The sequence below is a fragment of the Pelagibacterium sp. H642 genome (assembly GCF_031202855.1).
Lineage (GTDB): Bacteria > Pseudomonadota > Alphaproteobacteria > Rhizobiales > Devosiaceae > Pelagibacterium.
Genome location: NZ_CP101829.1, coordinates 438,998 through 463,175 on the forward strand (window position 1 = coordinate 438,998; position 24,178 = coordinate 463,175).

The following is a 24,178-nucleotide window of genomic DNA, read 5'->3' on the forward strand; positions in this document are numbered from 1 at the left end:
GGGAAGCCTGTTGCGGGCTCCCGGGTCAACTGCAACGGCGATTTTAAAGCAGGTGCCGCAACAAGAGCCCCCCTCTCCCCTTGAGGGAGAGGGGCCGGGGGTGAGGGGTGCGCTGAGGTTGCCGGGCTCGCAGGAGCTTGCAGGCGTTTCACCGCGCCACCTCCCATTTCGTCTTCCGCTCGCCCGTTTCGGGGTCCTTGTAATCCATCAACTGGATGCCTTGTTCGAGCAGTTCGGCGCGGATGGCGTCCGCTTTGGCGAAATCCTTGGCCGCGAGCGCGGCGAGGCGTTCGGAGACTTTTTGCGCCGTGGCCTCGTCGTCCCCACTCTGCCGGATCAAGCTATCGAGGGGGAAGCCGAGGAAGGCGAGCGTTGCGGCGAGGCAGTGGGAGGCGGAGGTTTCGCCGCGATTGGCTTTGCGCGCCATGGCGTCCAGGACTGTCGCGGCGCGGGAAAAGTTGAGGTCGTCGGCCAGTTCGGCGAGCGTCGCCGCGTCTGGAGGCGTAGCCCCGCTCGCCTGGGCAGCACGCTGCCAGCCGACCAGGCGGTTTTCCGCCTCCTCCAGCCTTGCGACCGAAAAATCGATGGGTTCGCGATAATGCGTCATCAGCATGGCTAGCCGCAGCACTTCGCCCGGCCATTTGCGGCCGCCGAATTTTTCAGTCTCCAGCAGGTCGTGGATGGTGATGAAATTGCCCTCGGACTTGCTCATCTTGCGGCCTTCGACCTGCAGATAGCCGTTGTGCATCCAAATATTGGCCATCACGTCGGTGCCGTGAGCGCAGCGCGATTGGGCAATTTCGTTTTCGTGGTGGGGGAAAATGAGGTCCAGCCCGCCCCCGTGAATGTCGAACGTCTCGCCCAGCAGCTCTTTGCTCATGGCCGAGCACTCGATGTGCCAGCCGGGACGGCCACGGCCCCAGGGGCTGTCCCAGCCCGGCTCGTTTTCGCTGGACGCTTTCCAGAGCACGAAATCGGCCGGATTTTCCTTGTGGCTCTCGACGGCGACCCGCGCGCCGGCGATGTTGTCCTCGAGATTACGGCCCGAGAGCTGGCCGTAATCGGGCATGGAATTGACACGGAACAGCACTTCGCCACCGGCCTCGTAAGCATGGCCGCGCGCGATCAGGCGCTCGATGATTTCGATCATTCCCCCGATATGCTCTGTGGCGCGCGGCTCGACCGAAGGCGGCAGGCAGCCGAGCGCGGCGACATCCTTGTGGAACTGGCTTGCCGTGGTTTCGGTCACCCGGCGGATGGCCTCGTTGAGCGGCCGATCGGGGAAATCGCGCAGGGCGCGCGCGTTGATCTTGTCGTCCACGTCGGTGATGTTGCGCACATAAGTGACATGGCTTTCGCCATAAACGTGCCGCAGCAGCCGATAGAGCAGATCGAAAACGATCACCGGGCGCGCATTGCCGATATGGGCAAAATCGTAAACCGTAGGCCCGCAGACATACATGCGCACATTGGCCGGATCGATGGGGAAGAAGTCCTCCTTGGTCCGGGTGAGCGTATTATAGAGCTTAAGGCTCGGCTCTTGCGACATGAAAATGGTCCCCAGGCGTAAGCGTATGTCACGCTGGCAGCGGGTCCACTCCTAGAAGTCGGGATGATGAAAACCGCGCCGCCAACACTCGTTAGCGGATAATGATGCAGCCGATAATGCAGATCTGGCCGACGGTCTTCATGGCGCGCACAATGGACGCGAAAATCGGGCAAATCAAGCACGAAAAAGGGGACGGCGCCGACACGCCGTCCCCTGAACGGAGACCTTGGAGCAGTCTGAAAATGGTTGCCATCCGAAGGCGGATGACGCGGGGGCGCCGGGCGATCCCCACACCTTGACCCTGCCATGTAAAAATCGGCGCGGCCACTGCCTCACGGACTTGTTACGCCAAGGCCGTACGGCTCGCAGGCAATCACAGGCTCGCCCGCTTGATGGTGGCCGCGCCGACGGCAAGGCCCACGACCGCCACGACGCCCGAGACGAGCGCGCCCCAAAGCACAGTTGTGGAAAACAGTTCGCCCATGAACAAAGCGCGTTCAGCTTCAACCAGATAGGTCAACGGGTTGAAGCGGCTGGCGATATAGAGCCAGTCCGGCGCCATCTGCATCGGCAGCAGCACGCCGCCGAGCAGCATAAGCGGCAGGGAAACCGAGTGGGAGACGAGATAGAACAGGCTCCCATCGTTCTTGGACGCAATGGCCAGGGCGTAGGACAGCGACGCCACGCCGACGCCGAAGACAAGCAGGAACAAAAGCCCCACCAGCATGGGCAGAGGGTGCAATTGCAGCCCGAAGGGCATCGCGACGACGATCAGGATCAGCGCCTGGATGAGGAGCGGCGCCAGTTCCTTGAGAGCGCGACCGACGAGCAGCGCCGGACGGCTGGCGGGCGTGGCCAGGAACCGCTCGAAGCTGCCTGAGAACAGTTCTTCGGTCAGCGCCCAACCGCACGAGACAGTAGTAAACAGCACCAGCATCACCACCATGCCGGGGACGAACCATTGGAGCGCATTGCCCTCGCCGGCGATCGGCATGGTGCCCAGCAGCGGCACGAACAGGCCGAGATAGAGCAGCGGCTGGATGACCCCGAAGATCATATAGTACCAGCTTCTCAGCGTCGGCCCGATCTCTCGACGGAAGGAGAGGACGGTGTCGGAAACAAAACTCATTATGGAACCTCTTTCGATCGGATTTCGTCAGGCCGCGACAGCGTTCTCGCGCAACGAGCGGCCGGTGAGGCCGAGGAACACGTCATCGAGGGTTGGCCGGCGGACATTGGCAGCGGCGATATCGATGCCCTTGTCCTGAAGGGTGCGCAGGAAAAACGGCAGCACCGCCTCGCCGTCCTTGACCGTTACCGTCAGCGCCGTGCCATTGGGGAGGATGTCGCGCGCCTGCGGCAGGTGCTGGGCGATTTCGGCGGCGGTCGTCACCTCGCCCGGACTGGTCAGGTCGACGCGGATGGCATCGCCGGCCAGATCGGCCTTGAGCCGCTCGGGCGTGTCGTCGGCGATCATCGTGCCGTTGTCCATGATCATCACGCGTTCGGCCATGGTGTCGGCTTCATCAAGATAGTGGGTGGTGAGGAAGATGGTCATGCCCGTTTCCTTGCGAATGCGCAGGATGTGCTCCCAGAGATTGGCGCGGCTGTGCGGATCGAGCCCGGTGGTGGGCTCATCAAGGAACAGGACGGCCGGCGTATGCATCAGGCCCAGAGCCACATCGAGCCGGCGTTTCTGGCCGCCCGAAAGCGAAGCGCAATCGCGCTTGGCCAGCGCTGTGAGCTCGAGCATTTCGAGCAGTTCGTCGGCGCGCTTGCGGGACGCCGCCTCGCTCATGCGCTGCGCCCTGCCCTGAATGACGAGTTCGTCGCGCACGCGGTGATAGGGCCCGGAAGCGGTCTTCTGGCCGACATAGCCGATCTTGCGGCGCACCAGCGCCGGCTCGCGGGCCACGTCATGGCCGGCCACATTGGCGCTTCCCGAACTCATGGGGAGCAGCGTCGTCAACATGCGCACCGATGTGGACTTTCCGGCACCATTGGGACCCAGAAAGGCGACAAGCTCGCCTTCGGCGACATCGAGGCTCAAGCCTCTCACCGCCTCCACCGGACCGGTCTTGGTCTTGAACGTTCGTGTAATGTCGCGGGCATGGATCATCGCTAAGCTCCGGGTTGACTTGCGGTGGGCAAAGCCTAACCAATCCCGCCGACAGAGCGTGTCAGCAGGCGATCGGCGGCAGACTGGATCGACAGGGCGGCACAGCGGACTTAATGCTGTACAGTGAACAAGGTTTAGCATAACTTTGTTCGGTGTAAAGAGTTTATTTTGGAGAATGAATGGCACAGGACATCGCCGGCCGGGGCGACCCGGTAAAGCTGCTGGAGCTGATGTGGGGAAAGGACAAAGCGGGACGCCGCGGCCCCAAACCCAAGGTCGGGCTCGAGCAGATCGTCCAGGCCGCGGTCGAAATTGCCGATGCCGAGGGCATCGAGGCCGTTTCGACGCGCAAGGTGGCCGAGGCGGTGGGGATTTCACCGATGTCGTTCTACACTCACGTCCCGTCCAAGGCCGAGCTTCACGACCTGATGCTCGATCATGTGGCCGCGCCGGGCAATAACGCGCCGCCCGACTGGGACGAGTTGGACTGGCGCGCCCGCATGACGGTGATCGCCGAGGCGATGTGGGGATTTTATCTCCAGCACCCCTGGGTGCTGCAATTCCAGACGCATCGTCCGGTGCTGGGTCCCAACACCCTGGCTTCTTATGAGGTGGCGCTGAGCGCAGTAGAGGGGATCGGGCTCGATGAAATCGAAATGGATCTCTCGGTGACGGCGCTCATGGATCTCGTTGCCGGGGCGGTCCGCAACGCGGCGCGGCAGAAGTTCGTCCACGAAGCCACGGGCATGAGCGACGATGAGTGGTGGTACAAGATCGAACCGTTCCTTGAAACGCTCGACTACAGCCCCTATCCCATCTCCTCACGCGTTGGCCCGATCACCGGCGCCGAGTACGGGCCGGGCGATCCCGAACGCGCCTTCAAGTTCGCCCTCGAGCGGTTCCTCGACGGCATGGAGGTGATGCTGGCGCGCAAACGCGGGGAGAAGCCCTGAGGCGTTCGCTCAGAGGCCGTGCGTCTCGAGGATGTTGTGCCAGGTGTCGGCAATGTCGTCTGGGTCGCGATCGGATGCCCAAAGGGCGTCGATCTCTTCCCTGACCGCAGGATCGAGCGCGTCCCAACGGCTGCGCCAGACTTCCTTGTTGTCGAGCCAGTAGCGGACGACGCTGAAATTGCGCCCGGTTAGCTTCAGTTCGTTGCGGATATGGCGCCTGATGGCGCGTGAGGCCTGCATTTCGCCGGCCATCCAGATATAGCCCTCGCCCTGAGGCAATTGCAGCGCCCGCAGATTGGACAAGAGATTGCTGGGCCCGATGCCGTTGCCGCTGCCATAAAGCCAGCGCATCTCCACATGTTCCCCAACGGGGAGTTCCTGGCGGTGCGCCGCTTCGGCGACCTCCACGATCGCTATGGTTTTGATGTGAGCTGGCGTTTCTTCGGCGATCCGGCTAAGCGCCGGCAGTCCGGTGGCGTCGGCCAGGAGAACCTGCCAGGCCATCCCTTCGGGCGGCTCGTAGCAGAAACGGGCCTTGCCCAGGACGATGCAGTCGCCCGGTTGCGCTTTTTGCGCCCATTCGCTCGCCAGCCCGCCGTCATGCACGACGAAATCGATATCGATCTCGCACGCTGCCTTGTCGATGCGGCGGATGGAGTAATATTCGGCGTGCGGTTCCTTGATCCCCTCGGGGAACACCGCCCGTCCGGCGTCGTCCTCTTCCGGCATGGGCAAATCGCCGGTCATCGGATCGGGGAAGAAGACGCGCACGAATTCGTCGGCGACGCCGCTGTCCTTGAATTCTTCAATTTCTTTGCCGGCGAGGGTAACCCTCACCATGCCTGAGGTAACGGAGCGCCGGTGGGCCACACGGGCTTTGACAAAGGACATCGGAGGGCTCCGCAGGCGCGCGTTGAAATCCGCGCTTGCGTAGCAAAGCTGATAACGAGCGTCAACTTAGCGGTTGAGCGGCTTGACCGTCTGCTCGATCGAACCGAACACCGACCGGTTCTCGGCATCCACCGCGTTGATGCGCACCGTGTCGCCAAAGGCGAGGAACGGGGTGCGGGCCTTGCCGAGCATGGCCTTTTCCGCCGTGCGCGCCTCGGCAATGCAGCCAAAACCGATCCCGTCATGTTTCAACGGCAGGATATCGTCATGGGCGTTGGCCACGGTGCCCGAGCCGATGATGGTGCCATTGCCCAATTCGCGTGTCTGGGCCGCGGCGACGATCAGGTCGGCGAAGTCGAAGCGCATGTCCTCGCCGGCATTGGGCTGGCCGTAAAGGCTGTTGTTGACGTGAACGCGGACCTTCAGGTGCAGGCGATTGTCGCGCCAATTGTCCCCCAGCTCGTCCGGAGTGACGAAAACCGGCGAAAAGCTGGTGGCCGGCTTGGCATGGAAAAAGCCGAAGCCGTTCTGGAGGTCTCCCGCCACCAGCCGGCGCAGCGAAACGTCATTGCAAAGGCCAACGAGGCGAATCGCGGCACTGGCCTCGTCCTTTGTGGGGCGCATGGGAACGTGGGCGGTGACCACCACAACTTCCGCCTCGAAATCGACGGCCAGATCGTCCTCCGGCACGATGATGGGCGCATTGGCGGCGACGAGGCTGTCCGAGCCGCCCTGATAGAGCAGCGGCCGCTCGTCCTGAAGCTCGGCGTCCTTGCTGCCCTTGAGCGAACGGACGCGGTCGAGATGCACCATATAGCCGGCGCCGTCGATCCACTGATAGGCGCGCGGCAGGGGCGCGAGCGCTTCGGAGGGCTCGAATGGCATGCCGGCGATTTCGCCATTGTTGAGCTGTTCGCTGACCGCGCGCAGGATTGGCGCGCAGCGATCCCACTCGTCGAGCGCTCCCTGAAGATTGGGCGCGATGCGGCCGGCAGAGGCGAAACGGGTCAAATCCCTGGAGACGATAACCAGGTGTCCGTCGGGACGGCCGTTGCGCAGGGTGGCGAGCTTCATGGGTGGAAAAGACCGGGACGTGATTGGCGTTGAGGGCTAAGATGGCGCATAGCTCGTTCCAGTTAAAGCCTCCACGTCGTCCCAAAAGCCTGATAGGCAGGATCGGATAGGTCGCGGCGGCGTTTGATGAACACCATGACTTCAGATCGTTGTTTCTTTATGGCTTTCACCCGTTTCCTGCTTGTGCTTATGGCGACCTTTTCGGCCGTTCTCGGGAATGTCTCGGTGGCAATGGCGCAGACACAGAACTGCGCCCAGCTCGCCGCCATCCTGCGCGGCATCGAAAACAACGAGATGTTCATGAGCTACAATGGCATCGTGGGAGAACTGCAACGGCGCCAGGGCGAAGTCAATGAGGCCGAGGCGTTGTGGAGCCGCAGCGGCTGCCAGCAGATTCTCAATTCCGGCCGGGCGCTGAGCGGGCAATGCCAATCGATCGCCCGGACCATCACCCTGGGCCGCAGCCAGGTCGAGCAGTTGACCTCTATGGCGCGCGAGGGCCAATCAATGGCCCAGAACTACCAGCAGATGATGAATGACTTCAACCGCGCGGGCTGCGATGCGGGCCAAGCAGGCGTCATGGCCAGAGGGAACCTGCTCGACGGCATGTTCGGCGGCGGCCCGGGCTATATCAATCAGCCCTCCCAGCCCTGGAGCACCCAGCAGACGCGCCGCACCGTGTGCGTGCGCACATGCGACGGCTTTTATTGGCCGATCAGCTTTTCGACCACTGACGACTATGTGGCCCAGGATGCCATACGGTGCCATGAAATGTGCCCGGGCACGGAAGTGGCGCTGTTTTCCTACCGCAATCCCGGTGAAGAGCCCGAAGACATGATTTCGCTCTCGGGCACGCCCTATCGCGCAATGCCCTATGCTTTCCGGTTCCGTGAGGAGATCGATACCGATTGCTCCTGCCGGACGCGCGAGCCGGTCGGCACCGTCGCCCTTGCTGAAGAGCAGGGCGAGCAATCCCGCGCCGTGATCGATTTCGGCGACCTTTCCTTCCCGCTGCCCCAGCGCGACCCTCGCGGCAATGCCGTGGCCGCCGTGGTGGCCGAAGCAATCTATGTCCCCCTGCCCCGCCCGAGGCCACGCGCCGACGGTACGGCCGAGGCAACGGTCGCGCAGCAGGCCGAAATCGACAGTCCCGACATGCGGATTGTGGAATTCGGCGACAGGGAAGTCAGGATAGTCGGGCCAGAGACGCCTTACGTCCCAGAACCGGAAGAAGAGCCTTAAGCTCGGGCCCTTCGGTCTTGCCCGTCAGCGCCAGCCGAAGCGGCAGGAACAGCGCCTTGCCCTTGCGGCCAGTGGCCTGCTTGAGCGAGCCGGTCCACTGCCCCCAGGTGTTTTCGTCCCAAGGTTCCTCGGGCAGAAGCTCGCGCGCCGTGGCGATAAAATCCCGGTCTTCGTGGGCGACGACCGGCTTGGCGTTGACAACGATATCCTCGTAAAGCGGCCCCAGCTCGGAAAGGCGCGAGACGTTGTCGCGCAGGGCGAGCCATGCCGCTTCGGTAAGCCCTCCTAGCTGCGGGAAGCGCTCACGCACCGCCGCGAAATCGTAGTGATGAACCAGCCTTGCGTTGAGCGTATCGAGTTCCGCCGGATCGAAACGGGCCGAACCGTGGGAGATCATCGAAAAATCCAGCCGCTCGGCAATGGCATCGAGGCTCGCATAGGGTTCCACCGGCAGGGAAGTCCCGGTCAGTGCCGCGACGATGGCGACGGCGAGGGGTTCATACCCCTCCTCACGAAGCTGGGCCAGCGAAAGCGAACCGAGACGCTTTGAGAAGCCCTGCCCCTCCGCGTCGGTCAGAAGGTTATGATGCGCGAAGGTCGGCACGGCGCCACCGAGCGCTTCGAAAATCTCGATCTGCGTGCCGGTATTGGAAACGTGGTCTTCGCCCCGAATGACATGAGTAACGCCGAGATCGATGTCGTCGACCACAGAGGGGAGTGTATAAAGATAGGTGCCATCCTCGCGGATCAGCACCGGGTCGGACATCGAGGCGGTATTGACCGTCTGCTCGCCCTTGATGAGATCGGTGAAGGTCACCGGCCGGCCGTCGAGCTTGAAGCGCCAATGCGGCTTGCGGCCTTCGGCTTCCAACTTGGCCTTATCCTCATCGCTGAGGTTGAGAGCGGCCCGATCGTAGATCGGCGGCTTGCCCAGAGCGCGAGCGCGCTTGCGCTTGCGGTCGAGTTCGTCGGCAGTCTCGTAGCACGGATACAGGCGCCCTGCGGCGATCAGCCTGTCGCGCGCGGCGTCATAGAGCCCGAAACGGTCGGACTGGCGCACCTTGAGATCGGGCGCGATGCCGAGCCAGGCCAGGTCCGTTTCGATGCCTCGCGCGAATTCCTCGGTGGACCGCGCCGTGTCGGTATCGTCGAGCCGCAGCACGAACTTGCCGCCATGGCTTTTGGCGAACAGCCAATTGAGCACGGCCGGACGGGCGTTGCCCAGGTGCAGACGGCCAGTGGGGGACGGTGCGTAGCGGACAGTAACGCTCATCGGGCAATGCTCCCGTCACGATAACCATTGGTGATGGGGTATTTCCGCCCGATGCCGAACGCCTTGGGCGTCAGCTTGGGCCCGGGCGCCGCCTGGCGGCGCTTGAATTCGGAAATGTAGACCAACCGCTCCACGCGCTTGACCAATTCGGGATCGAAGCCCCGCGCCACGACTTGGGCGGCCGACATTTCCTCCTCGACCAGATCGGAAATGATCGCGTCGAGGACCGGATAGGGCGGCAGCGAGTCCTGATCGGTCTGGTCGGGGCGCAATTCCGCGCTGGGCGCCTTCTCGATCACTTCGGGGGGGATGACGATGCCAGCGGGGCCAAGTACGTCAGTGGGCTGATAGCCGTTACGCCATTTGGCCAACTCGTAAACCTGTGTCTTGAGCATATCCTTGATCGGATTGTACGCCCCGTTCATGTCGCCATAGATCGTGGCGTAGCCCACCGCCATCTCGGACTTGTTGCCGGTGGTAATCAGCAGCGAACCCAGCTTGTTGGAAATGGCCATGAGGATCGTGCCGCGCATGCGCGATTGCAGGTTCTCCTCGGTGATGTCGGGCTCGCGTCCGGCAAAAAGCGGGGCGAGGTTTTCTTTGACCGCATCGACCGGCGAGCCGATCGAAACGATGTCGTAGCGCACGCCCAGCGTTTCGGCGCAACGCTTGGCATCGCGCAGGCTTGCCTCGGACGTATAGCGATAGGGCAGCATGACGCAATGGACGTTTTCGGCTCCAAGCGCATCGACGGCAAGCGCGGCGACCACGGCGGAGTCGATGCCTCCGGAAAGCCCCAGCACCACCGATTTGAAGCCATTCTTGTGCACATAGTCACGTAAGCCCAGCATGGCCGCATGCCAGGGCGCCTCATTGACAGGCACGAGTTCGGTCACGTGCCCCTTTGCGCAACGCCAGCCGGCTTCGGTCTTTTCCCAATCGGAGATCACCATGTCATCGACAAAGCTCTTGCCCTGGAAGGCGAGCGAGCCGTCGGTATTGATCCCGAAGCTGGCGCCGTCGAACACCAGTTCATCCTGACCGCCCACCTGGTTGGAATAAAGGATCGGCAGGCCGGTTTCCCTGACCCGCTGGCGCACGAGGTCGAGCCGCACCCGCTGCTTGTTGCGCCAATAAGGCGAACCATTGGGGCAGAGCAGGATCTCGGCGCCCTTTTCGGCCAACGCTTCGCAGACCGGCTCATGCCAGACGTCTTCGCAAATCGGCACGCCCACGCAGATGCCCTTGATGGCTACTGGCTCAGGAAGCTCGCCGGGTGTGAAATAGCGCTTTTCATAGAAGATATCGTCATTGGGGAGTTCGACCTTGTTGCGCCGGTCGATGATCGCCCCGTCCTCGGCGAGGATGACGCTGTTGTAGAGCTTGCCGCCGGCGCTCCAGATGGTGGGCAGCAGCACCGAGACGTTGAGACCCTTCGTATCGCTGGCGAGCGCCTTGGCCGCCTCCATCGCTTCGGTCACGAACTGACGCTTGAACAGCAGATCCTCGGGGAAATAGCCCGTGAGGTAGAGTTCGGTGAACATCAGAATATCGGCGCCCGCCGCCTCAGCCTCAGCCAGCGCTCTGCGCGCGGCGGCAAGATTGTCGGCAACGGCGCCGACCTTGGGATTGAGCTGGGCAAGGGCAATGCGGAGGGTGTCGGTCACGGGCAACCTTCAAGATCGGAAAGGCGCGGCCAGACTTATAGCGCGCGAGGCGCGAGAGCAAGGCGGGCAAAGCAAAGCCGGACAGCGCAAACTGCCCGGCTCGAATGCTTGATCGCGAAATGCGTTCCTAGAAGGTGCCGGTCAGTTCGATCACCGGGCCCCAGCGGAAGAGTTCTGTTTCACCCTCCAGGATGTAGCCTTGCTCGTTGCCGCCGTCCGCGTCGCGCATCTCAAAATAGGTTTCGGTCGGCCCGGTCAGATAATAGCCGCGCAAGCCGCCGCGAATGGCGAAATTCTCATGTGGCTTGAACCCAACCATCGCTTCCAGCGCACCACCCCAAAGATGTCCCGTTATGTCGGCCGCCGAGCCCTGCCCACCGGCAGGGGTGGTGCCGATGTCGAAAGCACCATAGGTGCCGTTCAGCGCAGCATAGGGGATAGCGGCCGCATCGACGCGGATGTCGAAAACGTCGTTGAACTCGGCGCGCCCGGTGATGCCGAGGCGCAGGCCATGTACTTCAAGCAGGTTGGCCGCGCTGTCCCCACCGCCCGAGGATGTATAGTATTCACCTCGCCCGATATCGAGGGATTCATTGAGATATTGGTAACCTATGAAGCCACCGGCACTAAAGCCCTCGCCCTTCAGCGGAAGATAGCCGAAATCAGCGCCACCATACGCGATGGTGCCGGAATCGGTGGATTGCGGCCCGCCGCTGGTCGGAGTTTCATAGTCGCCATCGATTATCGCTGCATAGCCGATATTGCCCTGCACGTAAGTGCTGGTCGAATGGTCATCGATCCTGCCGTGGAGTTCGACGAAATGGCTCCCGTCATCGGCGGAATAATCGAGCGGCCCAATAGAGGTCCGCTGCCCGCCCACCCCATAGAAATACCGAAGCCCCGCCTCGAAATCGAGGCTGTCTTCCATTGGAGCCATATCGGCGGGATAAGCAGGCCGGAAAAACGTATCAGGACCTGTGGGCCAATCGGCGGCGGAAGCCTGCCCGATTGCGCCCATGGCCATAGCAGCCATGGCGAAGCCAGTAAAAACGCGGGACATCAAGCCCTCCGAACCCCAAAACTATTCATCGCAGTTATGGCGTCGTTAGGGTTAATGTTGGCTAAAGACCCAAAGCAAAAGGCGCTACCCGAAAGCAGCGCCTTTTGCGTTCAACTGTATCGGCGAGGTTCTTAGTATCCCACGGCCTTGGGCGTTTCCTGCGTACGCTGGCCTGCCAGTTCTTCGGCTATGAGGAAAGCCAGTTCCAGCGCCTGGCTGGCATTCAAGCGCGGATCGCAATGGGTGTGATAGCGATCCGACAGCGAGGCTTCGGTCACCGCCGAAACGCCGCCGGTGCATTCGGTGACGTCCCGGCCCGTCATCTCCACATGCACGCCGCCGGCGATGGTGCCCATCTGGCGATGGACGTCGAAGAACGACTTCACCTCCGACAGAATCCGCTCGAAAGGCCGCGTCTTGTAGCCGGAGGAAGCTTTGATGACGTTGCCGTGCATCGGATCGCAGCACCAGACCACAGTGCGGCCTTCGGCCTTCACCGTCTCAATCAGGCGCGGCAGGTGCTCCTCGACCTTGTCGGACCCGAAGCGGGCGATCAGCGTCAGTCGCCCGGCCTCGTCCTTGGGGTTGAGAATGTCCATCAGGCGCTTGAGATCATCGGCCGCCATGGAAGGCCCGCACTTCACCCCGATGGGGTTCTTGATGCCGCGGAAGTACTCAGCATGGGCATGATCGGGATTGCGGGTGCGATCGCCGATCCAGAGCATGTGGCCCGAGGTCGCGTACCAGTCATTGGTGATCGAGTCCCGGCGGGTCATCGCCTGCTCATAGCCGAGCAACAACGCTTCATGGCTGGTGAAGAACTTGGTTTCACGCAGCACCGGCGTGTTTTCCGGGTTGAGCCCGAGGGCGCTGAGGAATTCGATGGCGTTGTCGATCTTCTTGGCCACCTCTTCATAGCGCGGATACCAGTTGGAATCCTTCATGAAGCCCATGGTCCACTCATGGACACGGGCGAGGTTGGCAAAACCACCGGCCGAGAAGGCGCGCAGCAGATTCAGCGTCGCCGCCGACTGGCGGTAGGCCTCGAGCTGGCGGTTAGGATCTGGGATGCGCGCCTCGGGGGTGAAATCGATGCCGTTGATGATATCGCCCCGGTAGGAGGGCAACTCAACGCCGTCGATAGTTTCGGTATCGGACGAGCGCGGCTTGGCGAACTGGCCGGCAATGCGGCCGACCTTGACCACGGGCTTGGACGCCCCATGGGTCAGAACCACCGCCATCTGCAGGAAGACACGGAAGAAGTCGCGAATGTGGTCGGCGTGATGCTCGGCAAAGCTCTCGGCGCAATCGCCGCCTTGCAGCAGGAAGGCGCGGCCTGCGGCGACTTCGGCCAGATTGGCCTTCAGATCGCGCGCCTCGCCTGCAAAAACCAAGGGGGGAAACGAAGCGAGCCGGGCCTCGACCGCCTCGAGCTCTGTCTGGCTCGGATAGGTCGGGACCTGCAGGATCGGTTTCGTCCTCCAACTGTCAGGTGTCCACGTGCTCATCGTTTCACTCGCTTAAAAAGGGTTTCGCCCGCCCGGCCGGGCCCGGAGGGGTTAGGCGGCATACCAAGCGGGGCGCCGCATGCCAAGTATTCTATAGTATTGTGATCGGAGTGTCGGGTTTGTTTTGAGATTCCCTCGGGAGCGGAGCGCCCGCTGCGAGGCTGCGCCCCCTCATCCGACCTCCGCTTGGCTCCGGCCCGCCATTCGAGCGTAGCTCTCATGGCCTTCTCGCCTCCAAAGGACGGCTCGAAGTCTCCCACCAGGGGAGAAGGGTAGCGCGAGGCAGCGTCCCGGCAAGAACCGATGCGCTTGCCCCAAGAGCCCCCTTCTCCCCTGGTGGGAGAAGGGCCGGGGATGAGGGGGGCGCTGAGCTTGCGGCAACAGCCGGGGCTCAGGGATTGCACTTTTCCCCATCCACCACGCGATAGCTGGGCGATTTGAAGGTCACAAGCTCCTCGGCTGCCGTCGGATGCACGGCAATTGCGTGGTCGAAATCGGCCTTGGTGGCGCTCATGCCCAAGGGGATGGCGACGAGCTGGATCATCTCCCCTGCCCCCGGCCCGACGATGTGGCACCCCAGAATCCGCCCGCTGTCGGTCTCGGTGATGAGCTTGAGCATCATCTTGTCCTGCTTGTCCGAAAGCGTATTCATCATCGGGCGGAAGCGGGTGAGATAGACGTCGATCGAGCGGTGGCGCTCGGCGGCGACTTCCTCGGTCATGCCGACCGTGCCGATCTCGGGCTCGGAGAACACCGCCGTCGGGATCAGGTGATAGGGCACCGTGGTGGGCATGTTGTTGTAAATGGTCTGGGCAAAGGCCATCCCCTCGCGGATGGCCACCGGCGTCAACGCCGCGCGGCCGGTCACGTCGCCAACCGCAAAGATCGATGGCACCGAGGAACGGGAATATTCATCCACGACCACCGCGCCGGTCTGGTCGAGCTGGACGCCCGCATCCTCAAGCCCCAGATTTGCCGTGTTGGGATGGCGGCCGGTCGCGAACATCACGGCGTCGAAGGTTGCTTTTTCGCCGTGCGAGAAGGAGACGCACACCCCCTCCCCATCCTGGCGCAGTTCTGAGATGTGGTAGCCATAGCGGAAACGGATGCCGCGCTCGCGCATGGCGTCTTCCAGCCCGTCGCGGACGTCGTGATCGAATCCGCGCAAGATCTTGTCGCGGCGGTAGACGAGCGTGGTATCCACACCCAAGCCGTTGAAGATGGTCGCGAACTCGACGGCGATGTAGCCGCCCCCCTCGATCAGCACGGTGCGCGGCAGCTTTGCGAGATGGAACGCCTCGTTTGAGGTGATGCCCAATTCGGCGCCCTTGATCTGGGGCTTGAAAGGAGCGCCACCGGTGGCGATCAGGATGCGCTCGGCCTCCAGCTCTTCGCCCGTCGTGAGTTTGACCGAATTGGGGCCGGTGAGCGTGGCGCGCGCCTTGAAGATGGTCACGCCCGCGCCATCGAGCAGCGTTTCGTAGATCTTTTCGAGCCGGGCGATCTCCTTGTCCTTGTTGGCGAGCAAGGTCGGCCAATCGAACGATGCGTCGACCGTCCAGCCGAAGCTGGGCGCAACGTCGAAGAGATCATTGAAGCGCGAGGCGTAGACGAAGAGCTTCTTGGGCACGCAGCCACGGATGACGCAGGTGCCGCCATAGCGGTACTCCTCCACGATGGCGACCTTGGCACCGAGCTGCGCGGACACCCGCGCCGCGCGCACACCGCCCGAGCCCCCACCGATCACGACCAAATCAAACTTCTCGCTCATGGGGGGCTCCGCTTATTGCATCAGGACGCAAGGATATAGGCGGCAAACGCGCACAAAAAAACCCCCGCCGGCAGACGGGGGTTGTCGATGGGTTCTGCGGCGCCGTTACTGCGCCGTTTCGCCCTCGGCTGGAGCCTCGCCTTCCGCGGGTGCCTCGCCCTCGGTTTCGATGGCCGGAGCGTTATAGCCCTGGTTGCGCAATTCGGTGCGCACGCGGGAGAGGAACTCATTGGCGGTATTGCGCCGCCAGATGCCGAGCACGGTCGTCAGGTCCTGATTGATCGAAGGATTTTGATCCAGCAGACGCGCACCGACGGGCGTGGTGTAGAAATCGATGATCTGCTGAAGTTCTTCCTCGTTGAAGCGGATCGCATAGATGCGGGCGAACTGGTTGTAGAGCGCGTCGCGGTCGTCCAGATAGCTGTCATATACGGTCTGGAGCGCCTCGAGCAGCGGTTCGCGCAGAGAGGGGTCCTCCTGGATCATCACCCGCATGACCTGGAGGCCCATATCGGCGACCGTACGCTCATAGAGCTGGACGGAATCGGTGATGTCCACATATTCGCGCGCCTTGGCCAAGTGCTCGGGCGAAATCTCCTGCTGGGCCTGAACGGGAGCGGCCGAGATGAGCGCTGTGCCGGAAATGACGAGTGCGGCGGTGAGCCGGCGCAGGATGGGCAGGAAGGTCATTGTGCGAACGGTCCCTTGCGAATGACGGTTATGACTTTACGTGCTCCGAGAGCTTGATAGTCCCCTCGGGCGTAGCAAGATAGGCTTCGGAACACAAATCGATAAACAAGCCGTGCTGGACCACGCCTGGAATCTCCAGCAGCGCCTGCGAGAGCGCTTCTGCGTTCGAAATGCGGCCAAAAGATGCGTCGATGATGTAGTGTCCGCCGTCGGTGAGATAGGTGGCGCCATCGCCCTGTTTGCGTAGCACCTTGCCGCCCTCGGCACGGAAATCGGCCATGACGCGGCCAATGGCCTTGTCCGTGGCCGCGAGCCCGAACGGATTGACCTCGATGGGCAGCGCGAAACGGCCCAACGTTTCGACCAGTTTAGATTCGTCGGCGATCACAACCATGCGATCGGACGCCGCCGCTACGATCTTTTCGCGCAGCAGCGCGCCGCCGCCGCCCTTGATGAGTTGGAAATTACTGTCGATCTCGTCGGCTCCGTCGATGGTCACATCGAGGCCGTCGATTTCCTCGAGCGTGGTGAGCGGAATGCCGAGCCCATGCGCCTGCGTAGCGGTCACTTCGGATGTGGGCACGCAAAGGCATTCGAACCCGCGCGCCACCTCGGCTCCCAGCAGATCCACGAAGTGCTTGGCGGTCGAGCCGGTTCCCAGCCCGATGCGCATGCCGGACCTGACCTCGGCCATCGCCGCTTCGGCCGCCCTGCGCTTGAGATCGTCGCTCATGGATCCCCCTCTCGTCGGATTTCCGGCTGTAAGACGCCAGTTCGGCGGAGATGTCAACGCAGTGCAGCCACCCGCTTTGCCAAATGCACTATGGCCTCTATAGTGCTCCCATGAGTTCGAGCCCCTCGCCTTCCGCACCGCGTCCGCTCGTCGACGGTTTCGGCCGTCACGTCACCTATCTGCGCGTCTCGGTTACCGACCGATGCGACTTCCGCTGCACCTATTGCATGGGCGAGGACATGGTGTTCCTGCCCAAGAGCGAAGTCCTCAGTTTCGAGGAAATCCAGACGGTGATCGCCGCCTTCGTGGCGCGCGGAGTGCGCAAGGTGCGCCTCACTGGCGGCGAGCCGCTGGTGCGGCGCGATATCATGAAATTGATCGAGACGCTTTCGGCCCAACACCTTGCCACCGGTGCGCTGGACGAATTGACACTCACCACCAATGGCAGTCAATTGGCCAAGCATGCTACCCGGCTTGCCGAGTTGGGCATTCGGCGGGTCAACGTTTCGCTCGATACGCTCGATGCCGAAAAATTTGCCGCCATCACCCGTCGTGGCCGGCTGCCCCAGGTGATCGAGGGCATTGAAGCGGCCAAGGCCGCAGGCCTTGCGGTCAAGCTCAACATGGTGGCGATCAAGAATGTCAACGAAGACGAGATCGTCCCGATGCTCGAATGGGCCCATGCCCAAGGGTTCGAGCTGACGCTAATCGAGGAAATGCCTTTGGGCGAAGTCTCGTTCGATCGCGCGGACACGCACCTCTCGCTGCGTACTGTCAGGGATCGGTTGGCCGAGCGCTATACGCTTACTCCGATCGCCAAGCGCACCGGGGGACCGGCGCGGTATATGCAGGTGGCCGAGACCGGCGGCACCATCGGCTTCATCACCCCACTCAGCCATAATTTCTGCGAAAGCTGCAACCGCGTGCGACTGACCTGCACCGGCCAGCTCTATATGTGCCTGGGCCAGGAGGACCGCGTGGATCTGCGCGCCGCCTTGCGCGAAGGCGGACCCGAAGGGCTCGATGCGGCGCTCGAACGGGCGATGATCCTCAAGCCCAAGGGACACGATTTCGTCATCTCCCGCCGTTCCGCGCCAGCGGTCGAACGGCATATGTCGGTGACAGGCGGCTAGGACGGGGCGACAGCGTGGCGGGCAACAAACGATTTGGCAGCCGGCTTCTCGCAGCCCTTTTGATGGCGACCTCCGCCCTTCCAGCCCAAGCCCAGGATGAAACGACGCTTGTTCGCGGCACCATCAATTTCGCGCGTGATGGCGGGATGATCGGGCTGGTCATGGAAGTGCTGACCACCGAACAACAGGCGGTTTACATCTACCTCGATAACACCTTCAAGGTCGCCCAGGTCGAGCCCATCGCCATCGAAGATGTCGCCGTCGGGGATCGGGCCGCGATCCCAGCGCATGGCGACGCAGCGAGCGTGGTCTGGCATCTCGCCGAGGGGGATTTGTTGGATGAGATGCCCTGGCCGCTGCCGGACGGAACGGAACTGAGGGCGGGCGAGGTAACGGCGCGAACTGACGACACCATCGCGATCGCCACCTCGGACGGAGACCTGACGGCCGAGATCGGCGCGGAGACGGCGGCGGTCGCAACTGCCGCCGAGAGCAGCAACATGTCCTTGCTGCGCGAGGGCGCGCCGGTCGTCGTCATTGCCGAGCGCGCCCCGGACGGGACGCTGAGCACCGGCCGGATATATATCGGTTCGGGCGAGGAGCTGCCGCTTTAGCTCACCTCAATCGTCCACCACCGCGAATTCGAGCGGCAGGGCCGTGGTGTATTTGATCTGTTCCATGGCAAAGGACGAGCTCACATCGGAAAGCGCGATCTTGGCGATCAGCTTCTTGTAGAACACGTCGTAAGCCTGGATCGAGGGCACCACCACCCGCAGCAGATAGTCCACATCCCCGCTCATGCGGTAGAATTCGACCACTTCTGTGAAATCCTCGACGACCGCTGCGAATTTACGCAGCCAGGCGTCGTTGTGCTCGTTGGTCTTGACCGCGACGAAGACGGTGACGCCCGCGTTCACCTTTTCGGGATCGAGCACCGCGACGCGACGCTTGATGACCCCCTCTTCTTCCATCTTCTGGATGCGGCGCCAGCACGGCGTGGTCGAGAGCCCGACCTTGCGGCCGATCTCGGCGACCGGCATGGTCGCATCCTTTTGCAGAAGTTGCAGAATCTTGCGGTCGAGTTTGTCGAGCGCCATGCGTGCCCCTGAAATAGAATTTCTCAAAACAACGAAAATTTCCCGGATACTGGAAAATCGTCCGCCCCAAACCAGTATTTGGCGCGGCGCCGTTGCCGGTGTCAAGGCAATCCGCGCATGCATTTTTCTCCGGCAATCCGGCGTTCAGCGGCGCGCTGCCCACGCTTCGGGGGCCATATGGTGAAAATTGCGTCTAAACCGTTGATGAGCCTCAACGGCCTGTTAACCACGCACGCCTTAGCGTTGGCCTGTCGCGTACGGATCATGTTCAAGTTTGAGCTGATCCGATGAGTAGTTTGGTAGCGTAACGAGAGTTCGATGGCCTCCAGCCAGGCAAGCCGTGCATCCGAAGCGCCGCGCCCGCGTGAGAAGCGCCGTACGGTTCAGCGCGCCGTCCTCGATGCCCGCCAGAAGCTCACCTCGAGTTCGGGCACCCGCGCCACCTTCGATTATGAACTGCTCGACGATTACGCCGATGCGCGCCTGACCAGCTTGATGCCCACCCTTTTGCTGCTGGGCATCCTTTCGATCGCCGCCGTTCTCTGGATTCCGCCGACGATCGCCGCGCTCTGGGCATTGGTGGTGTGCATCTCCAACCTCGGCGCCGCGTTCATCTGCCGCCGGTTCCGCAACGAGCGGGGTGGCAAGTTCAACCCACGCCGCTGGACGCAAACCTTCGTCCTGGGCGAAACCATCAACGGGCTGGCCTGGGCCACCCTGCCGGTGCTTACCATCGCCGGCGGCGGGCAGGACATCCAGATCATCATCTTCGCTATGCTGCTGGTCGGCATCGCCGCCAATGCCGTTGCCACCCGCACTCTGCCCAGCGCGACTCTCGCGGCGACCCTCCCCGCCACGGCGAGCGTTGCCGCCATGCTGATCCTCGCCGGCGGCACGCTTAATTACGCGATGTCGGTCGTCGCCATCGGCGCCTTTTTCTTTTTCCTGTTCCTCACCCGGCAGTTGCACAAGTCCGAGATCGGCAATCTCGAACATCAACTCGAAAAGGACAGCCTGATCCTCGAACTCGAGGAGGCGCGCGCAATGTCCGACGAGGCGCGGCGTCAGGCCGAGCAGGCAAACATCGCCAAGTCGCGCTTCCTGGCCACCATGAGCCATGAATTGCGCACTCCGCTCAATGCCATTATCGGCTTTTCCGAAGTGCTCAAATCAGAGCTTTTAGGCCCGCACGCCGTTGCCCAATACAAGGAGTATGCCGGCGATATCCACGCCAGCGGCCAGCACCTCCTCAACCTCATCAACGAGTTGCTGGACCTTTCGCGCATCGAGGCCGGCAAATACGACCTCAATGAAGAAGCGATCTCGCTGGTCGATATTTCGGACGATTGCCGCCGGATGCTGGATATCCGCGCCCGCGCCAAAAACCTCGATCTTCAGTTCGACGCCGGCGAGGCCATGCCCAAAATCTGGGGTGACGAGCGTGCCGTCCGCCAGGTGGTTCTCAACCTGCTTTCCAACGCCATCAAGTTCACGCCGCAAAACGGAAAGATTGTGCTGACCGTCGGCCGCTCCGCCGATGGCGGGCAGTTCATTTCCGTGGTGGACAATGGCCCGGGCATTCCCGAGGACGAGATCGAAACGGTGCTCTCCTCGTTCGGACAGGGCTCGCTGGCCCAGAAGACCGCCGAACAGGGCGCCGGCCTGGGCCTGCCCATCGTCCAGAAAATCATGGACCTGCACCAGGGGCGCTTCGACCTCTTCTCCAAGCTCCGCTTCGGCACCGAAGTGATCGCCACCTTCCCCCGCGCCCGCGTCATGGAAGGCATGGCTCCGGTGGTGGAGAAACGCAACCGTCTCGAGATTTATTCCGAAGCGTCGTGAGTGCACGCCGGCGCAGGCTATCCATTGCCGGCGCAGCGCCCCCTCATCCGACCGCTTCGCGGCCACCTTCTCCCACCAGGGGAGAAGGGGGAGCCCTTGGCCGCATTGCGGCAAGAACGCAAACGCTTCAGTTAGAGCCCCCCTCTCCCCTGGTGGGAGAGGGGTTGGGGGTGAGGGGGGCGCAGCCTCTCCGCTCACGCCGACGCCGGACTAAACCGCCCGCAAATCCTCGATCAGCACCCCCACTTGCGGGATTTCCGTATCGTGCGGCTCGTCGCGGATGGTTTCGGCCACGCCCGCCTCATACCACTCCTGCATGGCCGGCAGCGCCAGCAGCCGCTCGGCGTAAGCCATGGCCGCATCTCCGAGCTTTAAACCATAGGTCTGGATACGGAACGCCACCGGGCAGAAGAAGGCATCCACGGCGGTGAACTTCTCCCCGGCCAGGAACGGGCCGCCGAAGCGGTTGAGCCCTTCGTTCCAGAGCTCGTCGAGACGATCGAGATTGGCCCGGAGCGCGGCGCTTTCCTCGTGCAGCCGCACGCGCACACCGACATTCATGCCGCAAATATTGCGCAGGGCGGAAAAGCCCGAATGCATCTCCGCCGATGCCGAACGCGCCCAGGCACGCGCCTTCCAGTCGGCGGGCCAGACCTGCAGGTGGGTTTCGGCCAGATATTCGGTGATCGCCAGCGAATCCCAGACGGTTACATCGTTCTCCACCAGGCAAGGCACCAGCCCGGTGGGCGAGAACTTGCGGAATTCCTCATAGCTCGACCCCTGGAGGAACGGCACGAAGCGCTCCTCGAACGGGATGCCAAGCGTCTTGAGCAGCACCCAGGGCCGCAGCGACCATGAGGAATAATTCTTGTTGGCGATATAGAGCGCGTACATGAGCACCTCCTTTTAGGTAAGTATTGCTTACCTAATGGCAACAGCGTAGGGCAAGAACCAGTTCACCCCAATTTCGTGGTTCAGGCATTCTTCCCGTCCACGGCGGCTTCGGCGAAGGTCGCCATGTTCTTGTGCAGATGCAGCGCTGTCTTGCAAAGCACGGCGGCCAGCGCCGCGCCGGTCCCCTCGCCCAGCCGCATTCCCAGGTCGAGCAATCCCGTCTTGCCCATGCTTTGAAGCGCCTTCCCGTGTCCATGCTCCGCCGAGACATGGGCAAAAAGGCAGTGATCGATGGCCCCCGGCGCCACCGCATGCGCGATAGCGGCGGCAGAGGTCGCAACGAAGCCGTCGACGATCACCGGCACCTTCTGGTGACGCGTGGCAATGATGGCGCCAACCATTGCCGCGATTTCGCGTCCGCCCAGATTGGCGAGGATTTCGAAGGGCGTATTGAGCCGCCCCGCATGACGCGTCAGCGCGCGGTCGACAGCGTCGGCCTTGCGCTTGAGGCCCGCATCGTCCACCCCCGTGCCGCGCCCCACCCAATCGGCGCCGGTGCCGCCATAGAGCGCCGCATAAACCGCCGCCGCCACCGTGGTGTTGCCGATTCCCATCTCGCCGATGCAGAGCAGATCCACATCGCCGGCGGTCGCCTCCATGCCATAGGCGATGGTGGCGGCGCAGGTGCGCTCGTCCATCGCCGGAACCACGGTGATATCGCCGGTCGGCATGTCGAGGGCCAGCTCGAACACGCGCAGATTGATCTCATGGAGCGCGCAGATTTGCGAAATCGCCGCGCCGCCCTTGGTGAAGTTGTTGACCATCTGCTTGGTCACCTCACGCGGAAAGGCAGAAACGCCCTGATCCGTCACCCCATGATTGGCGGCAAAGATCGCAACCATAGGGTCCTCGACGGTGGGGCTCTCCTTGCCCTGCCAGCGCGCCAGAAATTCCACCAGATATTCGAGCTGCCCGAGCGATCCGGCCGGTTTGGTGAGTTGAGCGTCGCGCGCCCTCACGGCCTCCACCGCTGCTTCGTTCCCATCGGGTCCGAGCATCAAAAGATCCTGGAAATCGGCGAAGGCTTGGGCGGACATGGCGGCTCCCGGATTCGGATGGTAAGAGGGGTGCACTTTTGGGCCAAGCCGAGGAAAAACGCAATTGAGGGCGTCCGACGACAATCCCATCGCCGGTTTCGTTATGGCCATCCGCTTTTTTTCGCGCCTCCCGACGGGCTCGAGCCCGCATGCGACCCCGAATCTCGACAGGATCGCCAGGGTATTGCCGTTCGCCAGTCTCGCCATCGCAGCCTTGCCCGCCCTTCTGCTGTTTGCTGCCAGCCGCGCCGGCCTCGACCCGCTCTTTTCCGCATTCCTCGCCGCCGCGCTGTCGGCGATCGTCACCGGCGCCATGAGCGAGGACGCGGCCGCCGACGCCGCGGACGGCCTGTTCGGCGGTTCGACGCGGGAGCGCAGATTGGAAATCCTCAAGGACAGCCGCCACGGCACCTATGGCGTGCTGGCCATCGTCTTCGTCGTCGGGCTCAAGGTCGCCGCGCTTTCGGCTCTTGCGGCTCACGATGCGCTGGAGGGCGCGCTTGTCTGGCTCGCCGCCGCCGTACTGGCGCGCTCCGGATCGATCTATATCGCTTTCGCCCTTCCCCCTGCCCGCGCGACGGGCGCGGCCGCTACGGCGGGTCAGGTTTCCGGGAACGGATTTGCGATCGGGCTCGTTCTCGCCCTTGCCTTGGCATCGGCCCTCGCGCTGCCCTTCGTTGGCATCTGGGGCGGTGTCATTGCTGCGGCTCTGGCTGTTCTCATGGGCTGGGGCTGGACACGGCTTTGTGACCGGCTGATGGGCGGACAGACCGGCGATCTGATCGGAGCGCTCAACGCCCTGCTTGAAATCGCCCTATTGGGCACCTTTATGCATATGGTCGGTTGAGCTTTTCGGATTCCGCATGCTGTTTGTCGCCTTCGCCATCCTCATCACCGTCGGCCTCGCCATCGCGATCAGCGCCGATGCGGGGGCCGTATTCGGGCTGACGCAGGCGCAAACCGCGAGCGCCATCCCGCTGGTGGTGATCGGCACGCTGCTGGCGAGCGCATTGGTGGGGCGCCGCCACAGGTTGGGCGAAATCCTTTCGGGCTTTCTCGTCTGGCTCGCCATCGGCGCCGTTCTCATTCTGGTCTACACCTATCGCGGCGACCTGCAACGCATGGGCCAGCGCATCGTGGGCGCACTGCAACCGGGCGTCGCCATCGTTGATCGGCAATCGGGCAACGTTCACATTTCGCGCTCGTTCGGCGGCAGCTTTCGGGTCGATTCCGTCGTCAACGGCGTTCCTGTCCCGATGATCTTCGACACAGGTGCCAGCGCCGTGGTCCTCTCGCTGCGCGATGCCCAGGCGGCCGGCATCGACACGGCCTCGCTCAACTATTCCGTTCCCGTGCAGACGGCCAATGGCGAAGGCCGGGCAGCGCCCATCCGCCTCAAGACCATCGAAGTGGGCAACATCCTGCGCCACAACATCCGGGCTTTCGTCGTCGAGGATAACGCGCTCGACACATCTCTTTTGGGCATGACGTTCCTCGAAACGCTCTCGCGCTACAGCGTCAGCCAGGATTCGCTGGAGTTGCATAACTAGCGTCATTCAAATTCAGCATTGGATATGCAACTCTC

At 62.7% G+C, this 24,178-nt stretch carries 22 protein-coding genes; 7 read left to right on the top strand and 15 right to left on the bottom strand.

What is annotated here, in order from left to right; all coding sequences use genetic code 11:
• Window positions 1–148: 148 nt before the first annotated feature.
• From cysS to NO934_RS02240, 3 genes are all read right to left on the bottom strand, one after another.
• Window positions 149–1,549, bottom strand: a complete 1,401-nt coding sequence (gene cysS / locus NO934_RS02230; RefSeq protein ID WP_309161975.1) for a cysteine--tRNA ligase — start codon at window positions 1,547–1,549, stop codon at window positions 149–151.
• Window positions 1,550–1,922: 373 nt separating this feature from the next.
• Window positions 1,923–2,678, bottom strand: a complete 756-nt coding sequence (locus tag NO934_RS02235) for an ABC transporter permease (protein ID WP_309161977.1) — start codon at window positions 2,676–2,678, stop codon at window positions 1,923–1,925.
• Window positions 2,679–2,705: 27 nt separating this feature from the next.
• A complete protein-coding gene (locus NO934_RS02240) occupies window positions 2,706–3,668 on the bottom strand; it encodes an ATP-binding cassette domain-containing protein (RefSeq protein ID WP_309161978.1) in 963 nt (320 codons plus the stop codon).
• A 179-nt stretch (window positions 3,669–3,847) separates the two neighbouring features.
• Between NO934_RS02240 and NO934_RS02245 the strand changes: the two genes are divergently transcribed.
• Window positions 3,848–4,621 carry a TetR/AcrR family transcriptional regulator gene (locus tag NO934_RS02245; protein ID WP_309161979.1) on the top strand — a complete coding sequence of 258 codons (774 nt, stop codon included), beginning with the start codon at window positions 3,848–3,850 and terminating at the stop codon, window positions 4,619–4,621.
• Between the two features lie 9 nt (window positions 4,622–4,630).
• On the opposite strand, the gene NO934_RS02250 is transcribed toward NO934_RS02245, so the two are convergent.
• Complete coding sequence (locus NO934_RS02250; protein WP_309161980.1) at window positions 4,631–5,512, bottom strand: siderophore-interacting protein; 882 nt, start codon at window positions 5,510–5,512, stop codon at window positions 4,631–4,633.
• Between the two features lie 66 nt (window positions 5,513–5,578).
• A complete protein-coding gene (locus NO934_RS02255) occupies window positions 5,579–6,586 on the bottom strand; it encodes a fumarylacetoacetate hydrolase family protein (protein ID WP_309161981.1) in 1,008 nt (335 codons plus the stop codon).
• A gap of 126 nt (window positions 6,587–6,712) precedes the next feature.
• Between NO934_RS02255 and NO934_RS02260 the strand changes: the two genes are divergently transcribed.
• Window positions 6,713–7,828 (top strand): DUF2865 domain-containing protein, encoded by a 1,116-nt coding sequence (locus tag NO934_RS02260; RefSeq protein WP_309161983.1) that lies wholly within the window; start codon window positions 6,713–6,715, stop codon window positions 7,826–7,828.
• Here NO934_RS02260 and gltX read toward each other — a convergent pair.
• The 7 genes from gltX to rpiA all read right to left on the bottom strand — a co-directional run bounded on the left by gltX (window position 7,773) and on the right by rpiA (window position 16,530).
• Window positions 7,773–9,101 carry a glutamate--tRNA ligase gene (gene gltX / locus NO934_RS02265; protein WP_309161984.1) on the bottom strand — a complete coding sequence of 443 codons (1,329 nt, stop codon included), beginning with the start codon at window positions 9,099–9,101 and terminating at the stop codon, window positions 7,773–7,775. The two genes, NO934_RS02260 and gltX, sit on opposite strands and share 56 nt — an antisense overlap.
• Entirely contained in the window at window positions 9,098–10,768 is a 1,671-nt protein-coding gene (locus NO934_RS02270; protein WP_309161985.1) for an NAD+ synthase, read from the bottom strand. The genes gltX and NO934_RS02270 overlap by 4 nt, the downstream gene beginning before the upstream one ends.
• A 127-nt stretch (window positions 10,769–10,895) precedes the next feature.
• Window positions 10,896–11,828, bottom strand: coding sequence for a hypothetical protein (locus NO934_RS02275; protein ID WP_309161986.1), 933 nt, complete (start codon window positions 11,826–11,828; stop codon window positions 10,896–10,898).
• A gap of 131 nt (window positions 11,829–11,959) precedes the next feature.
• The gene (locus tag NO934_RS02280) at window positions 11,960–13,336 is read right to left on the bottom strand and encodes a class II 3-deoxy-7-phosphoheptulonate synthase (protein WP_309161988.1); all 1,377 of its coding nucleotides are present in this window, start codon (window positions 13,334–13,336) and stop codon (window positions 11,960–11,962) included.
• Between the two features lie 391 nt (window positions 13,337–13,727).
• Window positions 13,728–15,107, bottom strand: a complete 1,380-nt coding sequence (gene gor / locus NO934_RS02285) for a glutathione-disulfide reductase (RefSeq protein ID WP_309161989.1) — start codon at window positions 15,105–15,107, stop codon at window positions 13,728–13,730.
• 105 nt (window positions 15,108–15,212) lie between these two features.
• A complete protein-coding gene (locus tag NO934_RS02290) occupies window positions 15,213–15,797 on the bottom strand; it encodes a DUF2059 domain-containing protein (RefSeq protein ID WP_309161990.1) in 585 nt (194 codons plus the stop codon).
• Between the two features lie 28 nt (window positions 15,798–15,825).
• On the bottom strand, window positions 15,826–16,530 hold the full coding sequence (gene rpiA / locus NO934_RS02295; RefSeq protein ID WP_309161992.1) for a ribose-5-phosphate isomerase RpiA: 705 nt from the start codon (window positions 16,528–16,530) through the stop codon (window positions 15,826–15,828).
• Between the two features lie 110 nt (window positions 16,531–16,640).
• Here rpiA and moaA point away from each other — a divergent pair, with 110 nt between their 5' ends.
• Together moaA and NO934_RS02305 are read left to right on the top strand one after the other, a co-directional pair.
• Window positions 16,641–17,663, top strand: coding sequence for a GTP 3',8-cyclase MoaA (gene moaA, locus NO934_RS02300; protein ID WP_309161993.1), 1,023 nt, complete (start codon window positions 16,641–16,643; stop codon window positions 17,661–17,663).
• 62 nt (window positions 17,664–17,725) lie between these two features.
• A complete protein-coding gene (locus tag NO934_RS02305) occupies window positions 17,726–18,277 on the top strand; it encodes a hypothetical protein (protein ID WP_309161994.1) in 552 nt (183 codons plus the stop codon).
• A 6-nt stretch (window positions 18,278–18,283) separates the two neighbouring features.
• On the opposite strand, the gene NO934_RS02310 is transcribed toward NO934_RS02305, so the two are convergent.
• Window positions 18,284–18,760 carry an Lrp/AsnC family transcriptional regulator gene (locus NO934_RS02310; protein ID WP_309161995.1) on the bottom strand — a complete coding sequence of 159 codons (477 nt, stop codon included), beginning with the start codon at window positions 18,758–18,760 and terminating at the stop codon, window positions 18,284–18,286.
• A gap of 318 nt (window positions 18,761–19,078) precedes the next feature.
• Between NO934_RS02310 and NO934_RS02315 the strand changes: the two genes are divergently transcribed.
• Window positions 19,079–20,602, top strand: coding sequence for a HAMP domain-containing sensor histidine kinase (locus NO934_RS02315; RefSeq protein WP_309161996.1), 1,524 nt, complete (start codon window positions 19,079–19,081; stop codon window positions 20,600–20,602).
• Window positions 20,603–20,812: 210 nt separating this feature from the next.
• On the opposite strand, the gene NO934_RS02320 is transcribed toward NO934_RS02315, so the two are convergent.
• Window positions 20,813–21,496 carry a glutathione S-transferase family protein gene (locus tag NO934_RS02320; RefSeq protein WP_309161997.1) on the bottom strand — a complete coding sequence of 228 codons (684 nt, stop codon included), beginning with the start codon at window positions 21,494–21,496 and terminating at the stop codon, window positions 20,813–20,815.
• 80 nt (window positions 21,497–21,576) lie between these two features.
• A complete protein-coding gene (cobT, locus tag NO934_RS02325) occupies window positions 21,577–22,593 on the bottom strand; it encodes a nicotinate-nucleotide--dimethylbenzimidazole phosphoribosyltransferase (protein ID WP_309161998.1) in 1,017 nt (338 codons plus the stop codon).
• 64 nt (window positions 22,594–22,657) lie between these two features.
• Here cobT and NO934_RS02330 point away from each other — a divergent pair, with 64 nt between their 5' ends.
• On the top strand, window positions 22,658–23,440 hold the full coding sequence (locus NO934_RS02330; protein ID WP_309161999.1) for an adenosylcobinamide-GDP ribazoletransferase: 783 nt from the start codon (window positions 22,658–22,660) through the stop codon (window positions 23,438–23,440).
• Window positions 23,441–23,456: 16 nt separating this feature from the next.
• A complete protein-coding gene (locus tag NO934_RS02335; RefSeq protein ID WP_309162001.1) occupies window positions 23,457–24,143 on the top strand; it encodes a TIGR02281 family clan AA aspartic protease in 687 nt (228 codons plus the stop codon).
• The last annotated feature ends 35 nt before the right edge of the window (window positions 24,144–24,178 follow it).